Source organism: Mesorhizobium sp. CAU 1732, assembly GCF_039888675.1.
Taxonomy (GTDB): domain Bacteria; phylum Pseudomonadota; class Alphaproteobacteria; order Rhizobiales; family Rhizobiaceae; genus Aerobium.
In genome coordinates, this window is record NZ_JBDQQR010000001.1 from 1,470,690 (window position 1) to 1,484,015 (window position 13,326).

General features: G+C 63.0%; 14 protein-coding genes. 11 read left to right on the top strand and 3 right to left on the bottom strand.

Annotation, left to right across the window (positions count from 1 at the left end):
- Positions 1–79: 79 nt before the first annotated feature.
- The 9 genes from AAFN55_RS07200 to AAFN55_RS07240 all read left to right on the top strand — a co-directional run bounded on the left by AAFN55_RS07200 (position 80) and on the right by AAFN55_RS07240 (position 7,476).
- Entirely contained in the window at positions 80–685 is a 606-nt protein-coding gene (locus AAFN55_RS07200; protein WP_347798174.1) for a TetR/AcrR family transcriptional regulator, read from the top strand.
- A gap of 86 nt (positions 686–771) precedes the next feature.
- Positions 772–1,698: a histone deacetylase family protein gene (locus AAFN55_RS07205; RefSeq protein ID WP_347798175.1), complete on the top strand. Its 927-nt coding sequence runs from the start codon at positions 772–774 to the stop codon at positions 1,696–1,698.
- 5 nt (positions 1,699–1,703) lie between these two features.
- Positions 1,704–1,964 carry an exodeoxyribonuclease VII small subunit gene (locus AAFN55_RS07210; RefSeq protein ID WP_347798176.1) on the top strand — a complete coding sequence of 87 codons (261 nt, stop codon included), beginning with the start codon at positions 1,704–1,706 and terminating at the stop codon, positions 1,962–1,964.
- Positions 1,965–2,023: 59 nt separating this feature from the next.
- A complete protein-coding gene (locus tag AAFN55_RS07215; RefSeq protein ID WP_347798177.1) occupies positions 2,024–2,284 on the top strand; it encodes a type II toxin-antitoxin system prevent-host-death family antitoxin in 261 nt (86 codons plus the stop codon).
- Complete coding sequence (locus tag AAFN55_RS07220) at positions 2,281–2,670, top strand: type II toxin-antitoxin system VapC family toxin (protein ID WP_347798178.1); 390 nt, start codon at positions 2,281–2,283, stop codon at positions 2,668–2,670. The genes AAFN55_RS07215 and AAFN55_RS07220 overlap by 4 nt, the downstream gene beginning before the upstream one ends.
- 131 nt (positions 2,671–2,801) lie before the next feature.
- Positions 2,802–3,251 (top strand): hypothetical protein, encoded by a 450-nt coding sequence (locus AAFN55_RS07225; RefSeq protein WP_347798179.1) that lies wholly within the window; start codon positions 2,802–2,804, stop codon positions 3,249–3,251.
- A 256-nt stretch (positions 3,252–3,507) separates the two neighbouring features.
- Positions 3,508–5,421: a 1-deoxy-D-xylulose-5-phosphate synthase gene (gene dxs / locus AAFN55_RS07230; protein WP_347798180.1), complete on the top strand. Its 1,914-nt coding sequence runs from the start codon at positions 3,508–3,510 to the stop codon at positions 5,419–5,421.
- A 49-nt stretch (positions 5,422–5,470) separates the two neighbouring features.
- Entirely contained in the window at positions 5,471–6,235 is a 765-nt protein-coding gene (locus tag AAFN55_RS07235; RefSeq protein ID WP_347798181.1) for a TlyA family RNA methyltransferase, read from the top strand.
- The gene (locus AAFN55_RS07240; protein ID WP_347798182.1) at positions 6,232–7,476 is read left to right on the top strand and encodes a class I SAM-dependent RNA methyltransferase; all 1,245 of its coding nucleotides are present in this window, start codon (positions 6,232–6,234) and stop codon (positions 7,474–7,476) included. The genes AAFN55_RS07235 and AAFN55_RS07240 overlap by 4 nt, the downstream gene beginning before the upstream one ends.
- A gap of 6 nt (positions 7,477–7,482) precedes the next feature.
- Here the strand turns inward: AAFN55_RS07240 and AAFN55_RS07245 are convergent, their stop codons facing one another.
- The 3 genes from AAFN55_RS07245 to AAFN55_RS07255 all read right to left on the bottom strand — a co-directional run bounded on the left by AAFN55_RS07245 (position 7,483) and on the right by AAFN55_RS07255 (position 10,280).
- Positions 7,483–8,184 carry an NAD-dependent deacylase gene (locus AAFN55_RS07245; protein WP_347798183.1) on the bottom strand — a complete coding sequence of 234 codons (702 nt, stop codon included), beginning with the start codon at positions 8,182–8,184 and terminating at the stop codon, positions 7,483–7,485.
- A gap of 54 nt (positions 8,185–8,238) precedes the next feature.
- On the bottom strand, positions 8,239–9,654 hold the full coding sequence (gene tldD / locus AAFN55_RS07250; RefSeq protein ID WP_347798184.1) for a metalloprotease TldD: 1,416 nt from the start codon (positions 9,652–9,654) through the stop codon (positions 8,239–8,241).
- A gap of 158 nt (positions 9,655–9,812) precedes the next feature.
- A complete protein-coding gene (locus AAFN55_RS07255) occupies positions 9,813–10,280 on the bottom strand; it encodes an invasion associated locus B family protein (protein WP_347800214.1) in 468 nt (155 codons plus the stop codon).
- Between the two features lie 406 nt (positions 10,281–10,686).
- Between AAFN55_RS07255 and coxB the strand changes: the two genes are divergently transcribed.
- Both coxB and ctaD read left to right on the top strand, forming a co-directional pair.
- A complete protein-coding gene (gene coxB / locus AAFN55_RS07260; RefSeq protein ID WP_347798185.1) occupies positions 10,687–11,556 on the top strand; it encodes a cytochrome c oxidase subunit II in 870 nt (289 codons plus the stop codon).
- Between the two features lie 34 nt (positions 11,557–11,590).
- Positions 11,591–13,255 carry a cytochrome c oxidase subunit I gene (gene ctaD / locus AAFN55_RS07265; protein WP_347798186.1) on the top strand — a complete coding sequence of 555 codons (1,665 nt, stop codon included), beginning with the start codon at positions 11,591–11,593 and terminating at the stop codon, positions 13,253–13,255.
- Positions 13,256–13,326: the final 71 nt, after the last annotated feature.

A 13,326-nucleotide genomic window follows, 5' to 3' on the forward strand; every position in this document is an offset into this window, starting at 1 on the left:
GTATGAAAGCGAGGTAGGTTCATACGCATCGTATGTCAATTGGCATACGATGCGTATGTGAGTTGGTACAGGAAAAGAAATGGCACATCGCCCCCGCACCGAGATGATCGCGGAAACCCGCGCAAAACTGGTAACCGCAGCCCGCAAGGCCTTCGGCACAGTTGGCTATGCGGAGGCCTCGATGGACGATTTCACCGCAGAAGCCGGCCTCACGCGTGGCGCGCTCTATCACCATTTCGGCGGCAAGAAGGGTTTGTTCGAGGCGGTCGTGGCCGAACTCGATCGCGAGATGTCGGAGCGGATTCTGGTAATTTCCAGGCAGGCGCCCGATCCCTGGCGCGCCTTCGTGGTCGAATGCACCAGCTATATCGAGATGGCGCTCGATCCCGAAATCCAGCGCATCGTCCATCGTGATGGCCCCGCGGTGCTGGGCGATCCGTTTACCTGGGCGAACCAGGATGGCTGCATAGCCTCGATGACAAAGAGCCTGCGCCAGCTCAAAGCGAGCGGTGATCTGCGGCCGGACGTCGAACCGGAGGCCGCGGCACGATTGATCAACGGCGCGTCGCTATATGCCTCGCAATGGATCGCCAACGCCGAGGACCCGGAGGGCGTCTCCAAAAAGGCCGTGGTCGCGTTCGAAGCCCTGCTCGAGGGTCTGCTTGAGGAGAGACCGCTGCGATAGGCGCCCTTGGTACAAAGACTGTTGAACACGGCGCCTGCGATGGCGCCGGACGTAGTCAATCAGGGTCAAGACGCCTATATCGGGGCATGATCACACGTCTCTACACCCATCCGATCTATCTCGAACACCTGACGCCTGCCGGCCATCCCGAGCGGCCCGACCGGCTGCGCGCGATCGAGCGCATCCTCGCCGAGGCTGATTTCGATCGCCTCGATCGGCAGCAGTCCCCGGAGGGCGATGCGGCGACGATCCTGTACGCGCATCCGGAAGAGTATGTCGAGAAGGTGAAATCCCGCATTCCGGCGGAGGGTATCGCGCGTATCGATGAGGATACGTCCGCGAGCCCGAAAAGCTGGGACGCGGCGTTGACCGCGATTGGCGCTGCCAACGCGGCCGTAGACGACGTATTCGCCAAGTCGGTGGACAATGTCTTCGTCGCATCGCGACCGCCCGGACATCATGCCGAGAAAGTCACGGCGATGGGCTTTTGCCTGTTCAACAATGCCGCGATCGCGGCACGCCACGCCCAGCGCGCGCATGGCGCGGAGCGGGTGGCAATCGTCGATTGGGACGTGCATCACGGCAACGGCACGCAGGACATCTTTTGGGACGATCCGTCGGTCCTCTACTGCTCGACGCACCAGATGCCGCTCTATCCGGGGACCGGCGCGCTGTCGGAAACAGGCGCCGGCAACATCGTCAACGCGCCTCTGTCGCCCAACACCGGAAGCGATATCTTTCGCGAGGCGTTCAACACGCGTGTCCTGCCCGCGCTCGACCGCTTCGAGCCGGATCTGATCATCATCTCGGCAGGCTTCGACGCGCACCATCGCGATCCGCTGGCCGAGATCAATCTGGACGAGGACGATTTCGACTGGGCGACCGGCGAACTGATGGGCAAGGCCGATCGGTGGTCCAACGGGCGGCTGGTGAGCCTGCTTGAGGGTGGCTACGACCTCCAGGGGCTGTCGTTCTCCGTCGGCGCCCATGTTCGCCGCCTGATGAAGGGATGAATGAAATGGCTGAAACGGAAACCCAGACCCACGACGACATCAAGGCGCTGACCTTCGAGCAGGCGCTCGACGCGCTGGAGAAGATCGTCGACGATCTCGAGCGCGGCGACGTGCCCCTCGACCAGTCGATCCGCATCTACGAGCGCGGCGAAGCGCTGAAGGCGCACTGCGAGAAACTCTTGAAAGCGGCCGAGGACAAGGTCGAGAAGATCAGGCTGTCACGAGACGGCAAGCCGGCGGGCGTGGAGCCGCTCGATCCGGAATAAACTTGCGGGATCTTCGGACACGTATTATCTTGGTCAAGCTTGGCTAAGGAGCGATCCTGATGACGACGGTTAACATGCTTGAAGCGAAAACGACGCTGTCGCGTCTTGTGGATGCAGTCGAGAGCGGCACCGAAGGCGAGATCATAATCGCGCGCAACGGCAAGCCTGCGGCGAAGCTTGTGCCGCTTGATGCGCCTATCAAGAAGAAGCTTCAGCTTGGCCTGCTGGAGGGAAAATACCCGCCGATGGACTTCGACGCCTTTCAGGCTATGGATGCCGAGATCGAAGCGATGTTTCTCGGCGAGCCCGAAGATAAGTGAAGCTGCTGCTTGATACCCACATCGCGATTTGGCTGCTGACTGATCGGGCTCGAATTCCGCGTGCGATTCTCGAAACGATCAATAATTCGGGAAGCGATGTCTTCGTGTCGGTAATTGCGGTGTGGGAGATCGCCATCAAGCATCGCCTCGCACGGCCGGACAGCCCACCATTCTCCGGACAAGCCGCAATCGGCCATTTCGAGACCGCTGGCTTTGCAAGCTTGCCAGTGAATTCCATCCACGCCGCCTTCGTGGAGCGATTGCCGCCAATTCACGCCGACCCGTTCGACCGATTGATGCTTGCGCAGTCGATCGTTGAGGGGATGCAGTTCGTGACATACGACAAGCATTTGGCGCGCTATGATGTCGCCTTGCTGACGTGGTGATGGCTACTCCAGGTCCCGTCAGGCCCTCAGGCCCTCATACTGTCAGCATCTGTCAGCAGCGTTCCGAAAATCTTGTCCACCTCCCTGCTCCGCTCCCGGACAATGCCCAGCCAAACAACGGAGCGGCGGCAATGGACTGGAAACGGGCAATCGAGCAGGAACGGGCGGCACTCGGCGGTATCGTCGCGCTGCTCCTGTCCCTTGCCGATCTGGCCGAGCGTATTGCCGGCCGTTCCACCGCAATCGCAAGCTTGGTTCTGTGGTTCCTGCGGCAGGCCGAGGCGGTGGCGCGCGACTTCGTCGACGGCTCCGACGCGCCATTACCATTGATGCCGATCGTTCCGCCACGTGCCGGCCCGTTGGATGCCATGCGTCTCGCCCTCAGCCTTCGCGCGCTCGCCCGGCAGATCGACGGGCAGGCAAGACGATTTCCCGCAACGCGCAGGCGGATCGGTTGCGATCCTGCCGCATCGCCGCCCGGCCGTGCGCCTGCACTGCGCGCCGCTCTTGCAAGCCTGTCACGGCTCGCGGCATTCGCTCTCGGCGCACTGCTTCTTGTCGACGTGCCCGATACCTCATGAGCGGACGTCGTTCTCCGTGCATCATCACCGATGGTCGAAGCGACGCAACGGTCGTCCGCGACGTTGCAGGAACGGATCGAACAGGCCAAGCGGTAACGGAAAACCAGGCGCTGCGAGATCGTGCCGGGCGGCGAAAACGTGTTTATTCCGCTTCCCGAGGGCTGATCTGCCCTACTTTCGCGCCAATGCGGCGCATTTACATTCGGTGTTCAACGTCCTATCTCCGGCTAAACTCAACGAGAAAATCGACGCGACCGTGACGCAAGCTCCGAATACCCCGCTCCTGGACCGGGTGAAATATCCCGCAGACCTGCGAGCGCTGTCGGAATCCGAGCTGCCGCAGCTCGCATCTGAACTGCGCACCGAATTGATCGACGCCGTTTCGCAGACGGGCGGCCATCTCGGTGCCGGCCTCGGCGTCGTCGAGTTGACGGTCGCGCTGCACTACGTTTTCGATACGCCGGACGACCGCATCATCTGGGATGTCGGGCATCAGGCCTATCCGCACAAGATTCTGACCGGTCGCCGCGAGCGTATCCGCACGCTGCGCCAGGAGGGCGGGCTGTCGGGCTTCACGAAGCGCGCCGAGAGCGAATACGACCCGTTTGGCGCAGCACACTCCTCCACGTCGATCTCGGCTGGCCTCGGCATGGCGGTCGCGCGCGACCTGAAGGGTGGCAAGAACAACGTCATCGCGGTGATCGGTGACGGCGCGATGTCCGCCGGCATGGCCTACGAGGCGATGAACAATGCCGGCGCGCTCGATGCGCGGCTGATCGTCATTCTCAACGACAACGACATGTCGATCGCGCCGCCCTCCGGCGCGATGAGCCACTATCTGGCGCGGCTCGCCTCGGGCAGCACCTATGCCGGCATCCGCGACATCGGCAAGAAGCTGACCTCCTATCTCGGCAAGCGGGTGGACCGCGCCGTGACGCGGGCCGTCGAGCATGCGCGCGGATACGTCACCGGCGGCACCTTGTTCGAGGAACTGGGGTTCTTCCACATCGGGCCGATCGACGGTCATGATCTGGAACATCTCGTCCCCGTGTTGCGCAACGTTCGCGACAACGGGACGGGCCCGGTTCTGATTCATGTCGTGACCCAGAAGGGCAAGGGCTATGCCCCCGCCGAGGCTGCGGCCGACAAATATCACGGCGTCAACAAGTTCGACGTCATCAGCGGCGCGCAGGCAAAGGCGCCCGCAAACGCGCCGAGCTACACGAAGGTGTTCGCCGACAGCCTGATCCAGGAGGCACGGGAAGACGACCGTATCGTGGCCGTCACCGCGGCCATGCCCACCGGAACCGGGCTCGATCTGTTCGGCGAGGCGTTCCCGAGCCGTATTTTCGACGTGGGCATCGCGGAGCAGCATGGCGTGACGTTCGCCGCCGGGTTGGCGACCGAGGGCCTGAAACCGTTCGCCGCGATCTATTCGACATTCCTGCAACGCGCCTACGATCAGGTCGTCCATGACGTCGCGATCCAGAAGCTTCCGGTGCGCTTTCCGATCGATCGCGCCGGCTTCGTGGGCGCTGATGGTCCCACCCATTGCGGCGCTTTCGATACGACCTATCTCGCCTCGCTGCCGGGTTTCGTGGTGATGGCGGCGGCAGATGAGGCCGAACTGCGCCACATGGTGCGCACGGCCGCGGACTATGACGAAGGTCCGATCGCCTTCCGCTATCCGCGCGGCAATGGCGTGGGCGTTGAAATGCCGGAACGCGGGCAGCCGCTTGAGATCGGCAAGGGCCGCATCGTCAAGCAGGGGACGAAGGTTGCGCTGCTGTCGTTCGGAACGCGCCTTGCCGATTGCTTGATCGCGGCCGAGGAACTCGATGCCGCCGGGCTGTCGACGACGGTTGCCGATGCGCGCTTCGCAAAGCCGCTCGATACCGATCTTGTGCGCAGGCTCGCGCGCGAGCATGAAGTGCTGATCACCGTCGAGGAAGGCGCGATCGGTGGTTTCGCGACGCATGTGCTGCACTTCCTGGCGCATGAAAGCCTGCTGGAAAGCGGCCTAAAGGTGCGCCCGCTGATCCTGCCGGACGAATTCACCGACCAAGCCAAGCCCGAAAAGATGTATGTCGATGCGGGCCTCGACTCGACCGGTATCGTGCGCACCGTGTTCGCGGCACTCGGCAACGGCGTGACTGCTGTCCGCGCCTGAGTTCCGAACCCACCTTGCCTTGACGGCTCGCTTGCCTCAAGGAGTGGCCATGAACGAAGCCGCACCAAAGACCGGGCGTCCCCGACTCGACGAACTTCTCGTTCAACGCGGGTTGTTCGCCAGCCGCTCGCGCGCACGCGACGCGATTGCGCGCGGAACGGTGACGGTCGACGGTAGGCCTGTCGCCAAACCGGGGCAGCCGACGGCGGGGACTGCCGAGATAGAAGTGAGCGACCCCGCACAGTCCTATGTATCGCGCGCCGCGTTGAAGCTTAAGGCTGGTCTGGAGCAGTTCGGCTTCGACCCGGCAGATCGCGACGCCCTCGATATCGGTGCGTCGACGGGTGGCTTTACGCAGGTATTGCTGGAGCGCGGCGCTCGCCATGTCACCGCGCTCGATGTAGGCCATGGCCAACTCGATGCGAAACTGGCCGCCGACCCGCGCGTCACATCGCTCGAAAAACTCAATGCCCGGGACCTGACGCGCGATCACCTTGGCGGTGCCAGGCCCGATTTCATCGTTTCCGACGTGAGCTTCATTTCGCTGAAGCTGGCGCTGCCGCCTGCACTCGACTTGGCCGAACGGGGTGCTGTCTGCATTCTTCTGGTGAAGCCGCAATTCGAGGCGGGCAGGGAGGCGATCGGCAAGGGCGGCTTGCTGCGCGACCCGACCGACGCGGATCGGATCGCCGATGATCTGCGCGACTGGCTCGACCGTCAGTCGCGTTGGCGCGCCATTGGGGTCACGCCGTCGCCCATCGAAGGCGGCGATGGAAATCGCGAGTTCCTGCTGGGCGGGATGAAGGACCAATGAGCAACGTCATAACGATCGATCGCCTGGGCGCGCAGGGCGACGGTATCGCCGAAACGCCCAAAGGCCCGCTTTTCGTGCCGTTCACGCTGCCCGGCGAGCGCGTCAACGTGTCGTCGGACGGCCGCAAGGCGGATCTCGTGGCCGTGCTCAACCCTTCGCCCTTGCGCGTCGAGCCGCCGTGCCGCCATTTCGGAATCTGCGGTGGTTGCTCGCTCCAGCATATGGAGATGGAAGCGTACCACGCATGGAAGCGCGATCGCGTGATCGAGGCGCTGGCGCAGAAGGGTATCGAGACGGAAGTCGGTGCGCTCGTGCCATGCGCGCCGCTCTCCCGGCGCCGGGGCGCGATGACGGCGCGACGCACGGATGCCGGCATGCTGCTCGGCTTCAATTCCGCGCTGTCGCATCTGATCGTGGACATCGAGGAATGCCACGTTCTCCAGCCATCGATCGTCGAAAACCTCGATCTTCTGCGCGATCTCGCGGGCCTCGTTTCGCGCACCACGCAGCCGTTTCGCTTCGGCGTGACGCATTCGGCATCCGGCCTGGACGTCGCGGTCGAGGGCAGCGGCGCGCTCGAAGGGCGCGCTAGGCAGACTGCGGTGGATTTCGTCATGCGCAGCGGTATCGCGCGCCTGTCGATCGACGGCGAAATCATCGTCGAGCCCAAGAAGCCGGTCGTCATGGCAGGCGACACGGCCGTCACCCCGCCACCCGGCGCGTTCCTGCAGGCTGTCGCCTCGGCCGAGGATGCGATGGTGGGCCTCGTCGGCGACCACCTCGCGAAATCAAAGCGTGTCGCGGACCTCTTTTCCGGTATCGGCACCTTTGCGCTGCGTCTGGCGCATAGCAGCGAAGTGCATGCCGTCGAGGGCGACGCTGCCGCACTCGCCAGCCTCGACCGTGCCTATCGCTTCGGCTCCGGGCTGAAGAAGGTCACGAACGAAAAGCGCGACCTTTTCATCCGCCCCATCACCTACAAGGAACTCGATGCGCAATTCGACGGCCTCGTCTTCGATCCGCCGCGGGCCGGCGCTGAAGACCAGGCGAAGCAGCTTGCACGAAGCCAAGTGCAGCGCGTCGCGGCAGTATCGTGCAATCCCGTGACGCTGGCGCGCGATCTACGCATCCTCATCGACGGCGGGTATCAGTTGAAGCGCGTGGTGCCGGTCGACCAGTTCCTGTGGTCGCCGCACGTCGAAGCCGTCGCCCTGCTGGAAAAGCCCCGCAAGCGCCGCTGACCGGCGTCACGCGCCAAGCAGGCGCTCGACAAAGTCTGGCACCGCTTGTGTCGCCGGCCCTCGGATCACCTCGTCGAAATGCGAGGTGTTTTCCGAAGCATCCAGGTTGATCTCGACCGTACGCGCCCCCGCATGCGCGGCCTCTTCGACGAATTGCGCGGCAGGATAGACGTTTCCCGACGTTCCGATGGCGATGAACAATTCGGCCTGACCCAGCGCGCGATAGATGCGGTCCATCTGATATGGCATTTCGCCAAACCACACGATGTCCGGGCGCATGCGGCCGACAGTGCGGCATGACGGACATTGCGAGTGGGTCGACATGTCGCTCTTCCAGCGGCAGCGTTGCCCGCATGCGCCGCAAAGCCCGGCATTGAGTTCGCCATGCATGTGGATCAGTTTGCGCGAACCCGCACTTTCGTGCAGGTCATCGACATTCTGCGTCACCAGAAGAAGCGCACCTTTATACGCCCCTTCGAGCCTTGCGAGCGCATGGTGTGCCGCATTCGGCTGGACGTCCCGTAGCTGACGGCGGCGCTGGTTGTAGAAGGCGTGTACCCTAGCCGGATCATGTTCGAAGCCTTCGGGCGTCGCCAGTTCACGATGGTCCACCTTCGCCCAGATGCCGTTCTTGTCGCGAAACGTATCAAGCCCGGATTCCTTCGAAATGCCGGCGCCGGTAAGGATCACGATGGAGGAGAGGATCACTCGCCTGCTCTCAGTATGGCTCTCGCGACGAAGTATTCGAGCATACGAAATGTATCACGTCCGTGTCCCGCCGACCGTCATCTGGTTCATGCGCAGATGCGGCTGGCCGACGCCGACCGGCACGCCCTGTCCGGCCTTGCCGCACATGCCGATTCCGGTGTCGAGCTTCATGTCGTTGCCGACCATCGAGACGCGGTGCATGGCATCCGGTCCGTTGCCGATCAGCATGGCGCCCTTGATCGGCTGGGTCACCTTGCCGTCCTCGATCATGTAGGCTTCCGTGCAGCCGAACACGAACTTGCCCGACGTGATGTCCACCTGGCCGCCGCCGAAAGAAACGGCGTAGATGCCGTTCTTGACGGAGGCGATGATCTCCTCGGGCGTGTGTTCGCCGGCGGTCATGTAGGTGTTGGTCATGCGCGGCATCGGCGTGTGTGCATAGGATTCGCGCCGGCCGTTGCCCGTGGGCGCCATACCCATCAGGCGGGCGTTCTGGCGGTCCTGCATGTATCCAACGAGCTTGCCGTCCTCGATGAGCACCGTGCGATTCGTCGCCGTGCCCTCGTCGTCGATCGTCAGGGAGCCACGGCGTTCGGCGATCGTGCCGTCATCGACGACCGTGACGCCCTTGGCGGCCACCTGTTGGCCCATCAGACCGGCGAAGGCGGATGTCTTCTTGCGGTTGAAATCGCCTTCAAGGCCGTGGCCGACCGCTTCGTGCAGCATCACACCGGGCCAGCCGGACGATAGGACGATGTCGAACGTGCCGGCGGGGGCGGGGATGGCATCGAGGTTGACCAGCGCCTGGCGCAACGCTTCCTCTGCCGCGTGCCGCCATGACCCCTCGGCCAGGAATTCCCCGAACGCCTTGCGTCCGCCCATGCCGTAGGAGCCGCTCTCCTGCCGGTCTCCGTCGCCGACGATGACCGAGACGTTGAAGCGGACGAGGGGGCGAACATCGCGCGCGAGGTGGCCGTCGGCACGCAGGATTTCGACCTGCTGCCAGGACGCTGCCAGAGAAGCGGTGACCTGCCGGACGCGCGGATCCTTGTCACGCAGCCATCCGTCGATCTCCTGCAAAAGTGCTGCCTTCGCCTCGAAGCCCGGCTCTGCGATCGGGTTTTCGTCACCGTAAAGCTTGCGATTCGTACCCGTCGGGCCGGCTGCAAGCGTGCCGGAATAACCCTGCTTCACAGCCGAGACGGCATCTTTGGCGCGCAACAGCGCTGCCTCGGAGAGGTCGCTGGCATGCGCATAGCCGGATGCCTCGCCGGCCACCGCCCGCAAACCGAAACCACGATCCGTGCTGAAACTCGCCGTCTTCAGCCGGCCATTGTCGAAGACGAGGGCTTCGCCTTCGCGATACTCGACGAAGAGTTCGCCATCGTCCGCGCCATCGATCGTATCGGCGACGATCCTGCGCACGGCCTCTTCGGAAATGTCGAACTGTTCGATAAGGCGCTGGGTCACGCGGGTCTCCATGGTCTGGACGTGTCGGCCTTATATAGAGACGCAAATCCGGTTTCGCGACCTGCTTCCGCCATCACCGGGCGCCATCTTGCAAGCCGCCGACGAGACGCTGCTATCCGGATAACGCATCACGTTGGATTTGCGGGCCGCGGCCGGATTTACGGGAGTGCGTCGAAGCCCGCGGCAAACCCGTCGAGCTCGACCGGTATGCCGATGCCTTCTTCCGGTGTCTGGAAGACGATGAAGGTCGCGGCATCGCCCGTGCGCAAGGTCTCGAGAAGAGGCTCCTCGAGGATGACCTCCGCGTAGCAGCCATCCTGGAAACAGCGCACGAAATAGGCGCGGCCAATATCCTTGCCGTCGACGTTGAGGCCAAGGCCGTTCGGCAGCAACACGCCGAGCGGGGCGAGCACACGCAGGATTTCGGCGCGATCGTCGGCAGTGCGCAGCACCACGACGGACAGTCCGACTTCCGGTCGATCTTCGGCGACGACATTCTGCATCAGCGCGCACTGCTCGGTGGTCGCGCCGCCGGGCGTGTCGCAAATGACGGACCATGCGCCGTGCGTCGAGCGCACCGAGCCCGGTTGCTGCTGTTGCGCAGCGGCGGGAAGGGCGAAGGCCATCGTGGCCGCGATGGCTCCAAGCGCCACTATCGATCGAAACGGCATCAAACTCATCCCTGCATTGCTGCGAATCACGTCAATCTAGCGCTAGAGCCATAATGCACAAGGAAGACTGTGCGAAACCTGCATCTGGTACAATGGCCGCGTCTGCCGCGCTCTCGACCTGTAAGGGCTGCTCCCCACGATATTCAGCGGGGCAAGGCGACCTCGAATTTGCTACAAGTTGAGCAAAATCAAGGCATAGCGCCGCTTTTACCATACCGCGCGCGCAAAAATGCCGCACATCACCCGCTATGCCTTCCTTGCGGTGGATATGAGAGTATGGTTTGAACGCGCCATGTGGTCGACCCGTGTCGGCCTGCGTTCTATTTCGTCGATACGTTTCGACCGGGAGATGAAGAGGGTCATGAAGAAGTTCCTTGTGGGCCTGGGCGCCGTTTCGCTGGTACTTGCCGCTTCGGGCGTCTTCGCTGCGCAGCCGACGCCGTGGCAGACGGACTTCCAGCCTGCGGCTACCGCAATGATGGAAGAGATTCGCTGGTTCGAGCGCTACACCTTGTGGTTCATCGTTCCGATCACCCTTCTTGTGATGGCCCTTCTCGGCTATTGCATCATCAAGTTCCGCGCGAGCGCCAATCCGGTTCCCTCGCGCACCAGCCACAACACGCTGATCGAGGTGATCTGGACCGTCGGTCCCGTGATCGTTCTGCTGTTCATCGCCGTTCCGTCGTTCCAGCTTCTCACCGCGCAGTACAATCCGCCGGAAGACCCGACGATGACGATCAAGGCGACCGGCTACCAGTGGAACTGGGAATACGAGTATCAGGACGAAGAGCCGCTGACCTTCGCATCCTTCATGCTGAAGGAAGACGAGCGCGCGGCTGCCGGCAAGGAAGACATGGCGGCCTATCCGCGTCTTCTCGCGGTCGACAACGAGGTGGTTGTCCCTGTCAATACGACGGTTCGGGTGCTGGTGACGGCTGCCGACGTTCTGCACGCCTTCGCGATGCCGGCCTTCGGAGTCAAGGTCGATGCCGTTCCCGGTCGGTTGAACGAGATCTGGTTCAATGCGGAGAAGGAAGGCCTCTATTACGGCCAGTGTTCCGAGCTTTGCGGCAAGGACCATGCCTTCATGCCGATCGCGGTGCGTGTGGTGGCCCAGGATCAGTATGATTCCTGGCGCTCGGAAGCGCAGGCGAACCTCGGCGAGGCGAACCGGTCGCTGGTCGCCGCGATCGAGAACGACAACACGAATGTAGCGGACGCCGGCAACTAAGCCTGCGTGACAGTTGAGGATACGGAGCGGGAAAATGGCAGGCGCTGCAGCTCACCATGACGATCACGGGCCCCATGACGATCACAAGCCGTCTGGCTGGACGCGTTGGGTCTACTCGACCAACCACAAGGACATCGGGACGCTCTACCTGATCTTCGCGATCATCGCGGGCATCATCGGCGGCTTCCTTTCGGTGATGATGCGCTGGGAGCTTGCCGAGCCGGGCATCCAGATATTCACCGGCCTTGCCGAGATGGTCTATGGCTTCGAGGGCGACGCTGCCATCGATGGCGGCAAGCACATGTACAATGTGTTCACCACCGGTCACGCGCTCATCATGATCTTCTTCATGGTCATGCCGGCCCTGATCGGCGGCTTCGCCAACTGGATGGTCCCGATCATGATCGGCGCGCCGGACATGGCGTTCCCGCGCATGAACAACATCTCGTTCTGGCTGCTTCCGCCCGCCTTCATCCTGTTGCTGATCTCGATGTTCATGCCCGGCACCGCCGGCGGCTATGGCGTCGGAACGGGCTGGACGATCTACCCGCCGATCTCGACTGTCGGTTCGCCCGGACCCGCGATGGATTTCGCGATCCTGTCGATCCACATCGCGGGCGCGTCTTCGATTCTTGGTGCGATCAACTTCATCACCACCATCTTCAACATGCGCGCCCCTGGCATGACGCTGCACAAGATGCCGCTTTTCGCCTGGTCGGTGCTCATCACCGCGTTCCTGCTTCTGCTGTCGCTGCCGGTTCTGGCAGGCGCCATCACGATGCTCCTGACGGACCGCAATTTTGGCACGACCTTCTTCGCGCCTGAGGGCGGCGGTGATCCGATCCTGTTCCAGCACCTGTTCTGGTTCTTCGGTCACCCGGAAGTCTACATCCTGATCCTGCCGGGCTTCGGCATCGTCAGCCACATCGTCGCGACCTTCTCGAAGAAGCCTGTGTTCGGCTATCTCGGCATGGCCTACGCGATGGTCGCGATCGGCGCGGTCGGCTTCATCGTGTGGGCGCACCACATGTACACGACCGGCCTGTCGCTCGACACGCAGCGCTATTTCGTCTTCGCGACGATGGTCATCGCGGTGCCGACGGGTGTGAAGATCTTCTCGTGGATCGCCACGATGTGGGGCGGTTCGATCTCGATGCGCACGCCCATGCTGTGGGCGATCGGGTTCATCTTCCTCTTCACGGTCGGCGGCGTCACGGGCGTTCAGCTCGCCAATGCCGGTCTCGACCGCGCGCTTCACGACACCTACTACGTGGTGGCTCACTTCCACTACGTGCTGTCGCTCGGCGCCGTGTTCGCGATCTTCGCGGGCTGGTACTACTGGTTCCCGAAGATGTTCGGCTACATGTACTCGCCCTTCATCGCGCGCGCTCACTTCTGGGTGACGTTCGTCGGCGTGAACCTGATCTTCTTCCCGCAGCACTTCCTGGGTCTGGCCGGCATGCCGCGCCGCTATATCGACTATCCGGATGCGTTCGCTGGATGGAATCTCGTTTCGTCCTACGGTTCCTACCTCTCCGCGATCGGCGTGCTGATCTTCCTCTACGGCGTCTTCGAGGCCTTCTCGAAGAAGCGTGAGGCTGGCGCCAACCCGTGGGGCGAGGGTGCCACCACGCTCGAATGGCAGCTGCCTTCGCCGCCGCCGTACCACCAGTGGGAACAGTTGCCCAAGATCAAGTAAGGGCAGCCGAACCACTTGATTTGAGGCCGCCGGCAATCCCGGCGGCTTCGGCCAAACGGAAGAAGCGTTAC

Excerpts from the sequence above, each read along its gene's own strand:
- AAFN55_RS07200 (WP_347798174.1), top strand. The coding sequence starts at position 80 with ATGGCACATCGCCCCCGCACCGAGATGATCGCGGAAACCCGCGCAAAA.
- AAFN55_RS07205 (WP_347798175.1), top strand. The coding sequence starts at position 772 with ATGATCACACGTCTCTACACCCATCCGATCTATCTCGAACACCTGACG.
- AAFN55_RS07210 (WP_347798176.1), top strand. The coding sequence starts at position 1,704 with ATGGCTGAAACGGAAACCCAGACCCACGACGACATCAAGGCGCTGACC.
- AAFN55_RS07215 (WP_347798177.1), top strand. The coding sequence starts at position 2,024 with ATGACGACGGTTAACATGCTTGAAGCGAAAACGACGCTGTCGCGTCTT.
- AAFN55_RS07225 (WP_347798179.1), top strand. The coding sequence starts at position 2,802 with ATGGACTGGAAACGGGCAATCGAGCAGGAACGGGCGGCACTCGGCGGT.
- AAFN55_RS07235 (WP_347798181.1), top strand. The coding sequence starts at position 5,471 with ATGAACGAAGCCGCACCAAAGACCGGGCGTCCCCGACTCGACGAACTT.
- AAFN55_RS07240 (WP_347798182.1), top strand. The coding sequence starts at position 6,232 with ATGAGCAACGTCATAACGATCGATCGCCTGGGCGCGCAGGGCGACGGT.
- AAFN55_RS07255 (WP_347800214.1), bottom strand. The coding sequence starts at position 10,280 with ATGGCCTTCGCCCTTCCCGCCGCTGCGCAACAGCAGCAACCGGGCTCG.
- coxB (WP_347798185.1), top strand. The coding sequence starts at position 10,687 with ATGAAGAAGTTCCTTGTGGGCCTGGGCGCCGTTTCGCTGGTACTTGCC.
- ctaD (WP_347798186.1), top strand. The coding sequence starts at position 11,591 with ATGGCAGGCGCTGCAGCTCACCATGACGATCACGGGCCCCATGACGAT.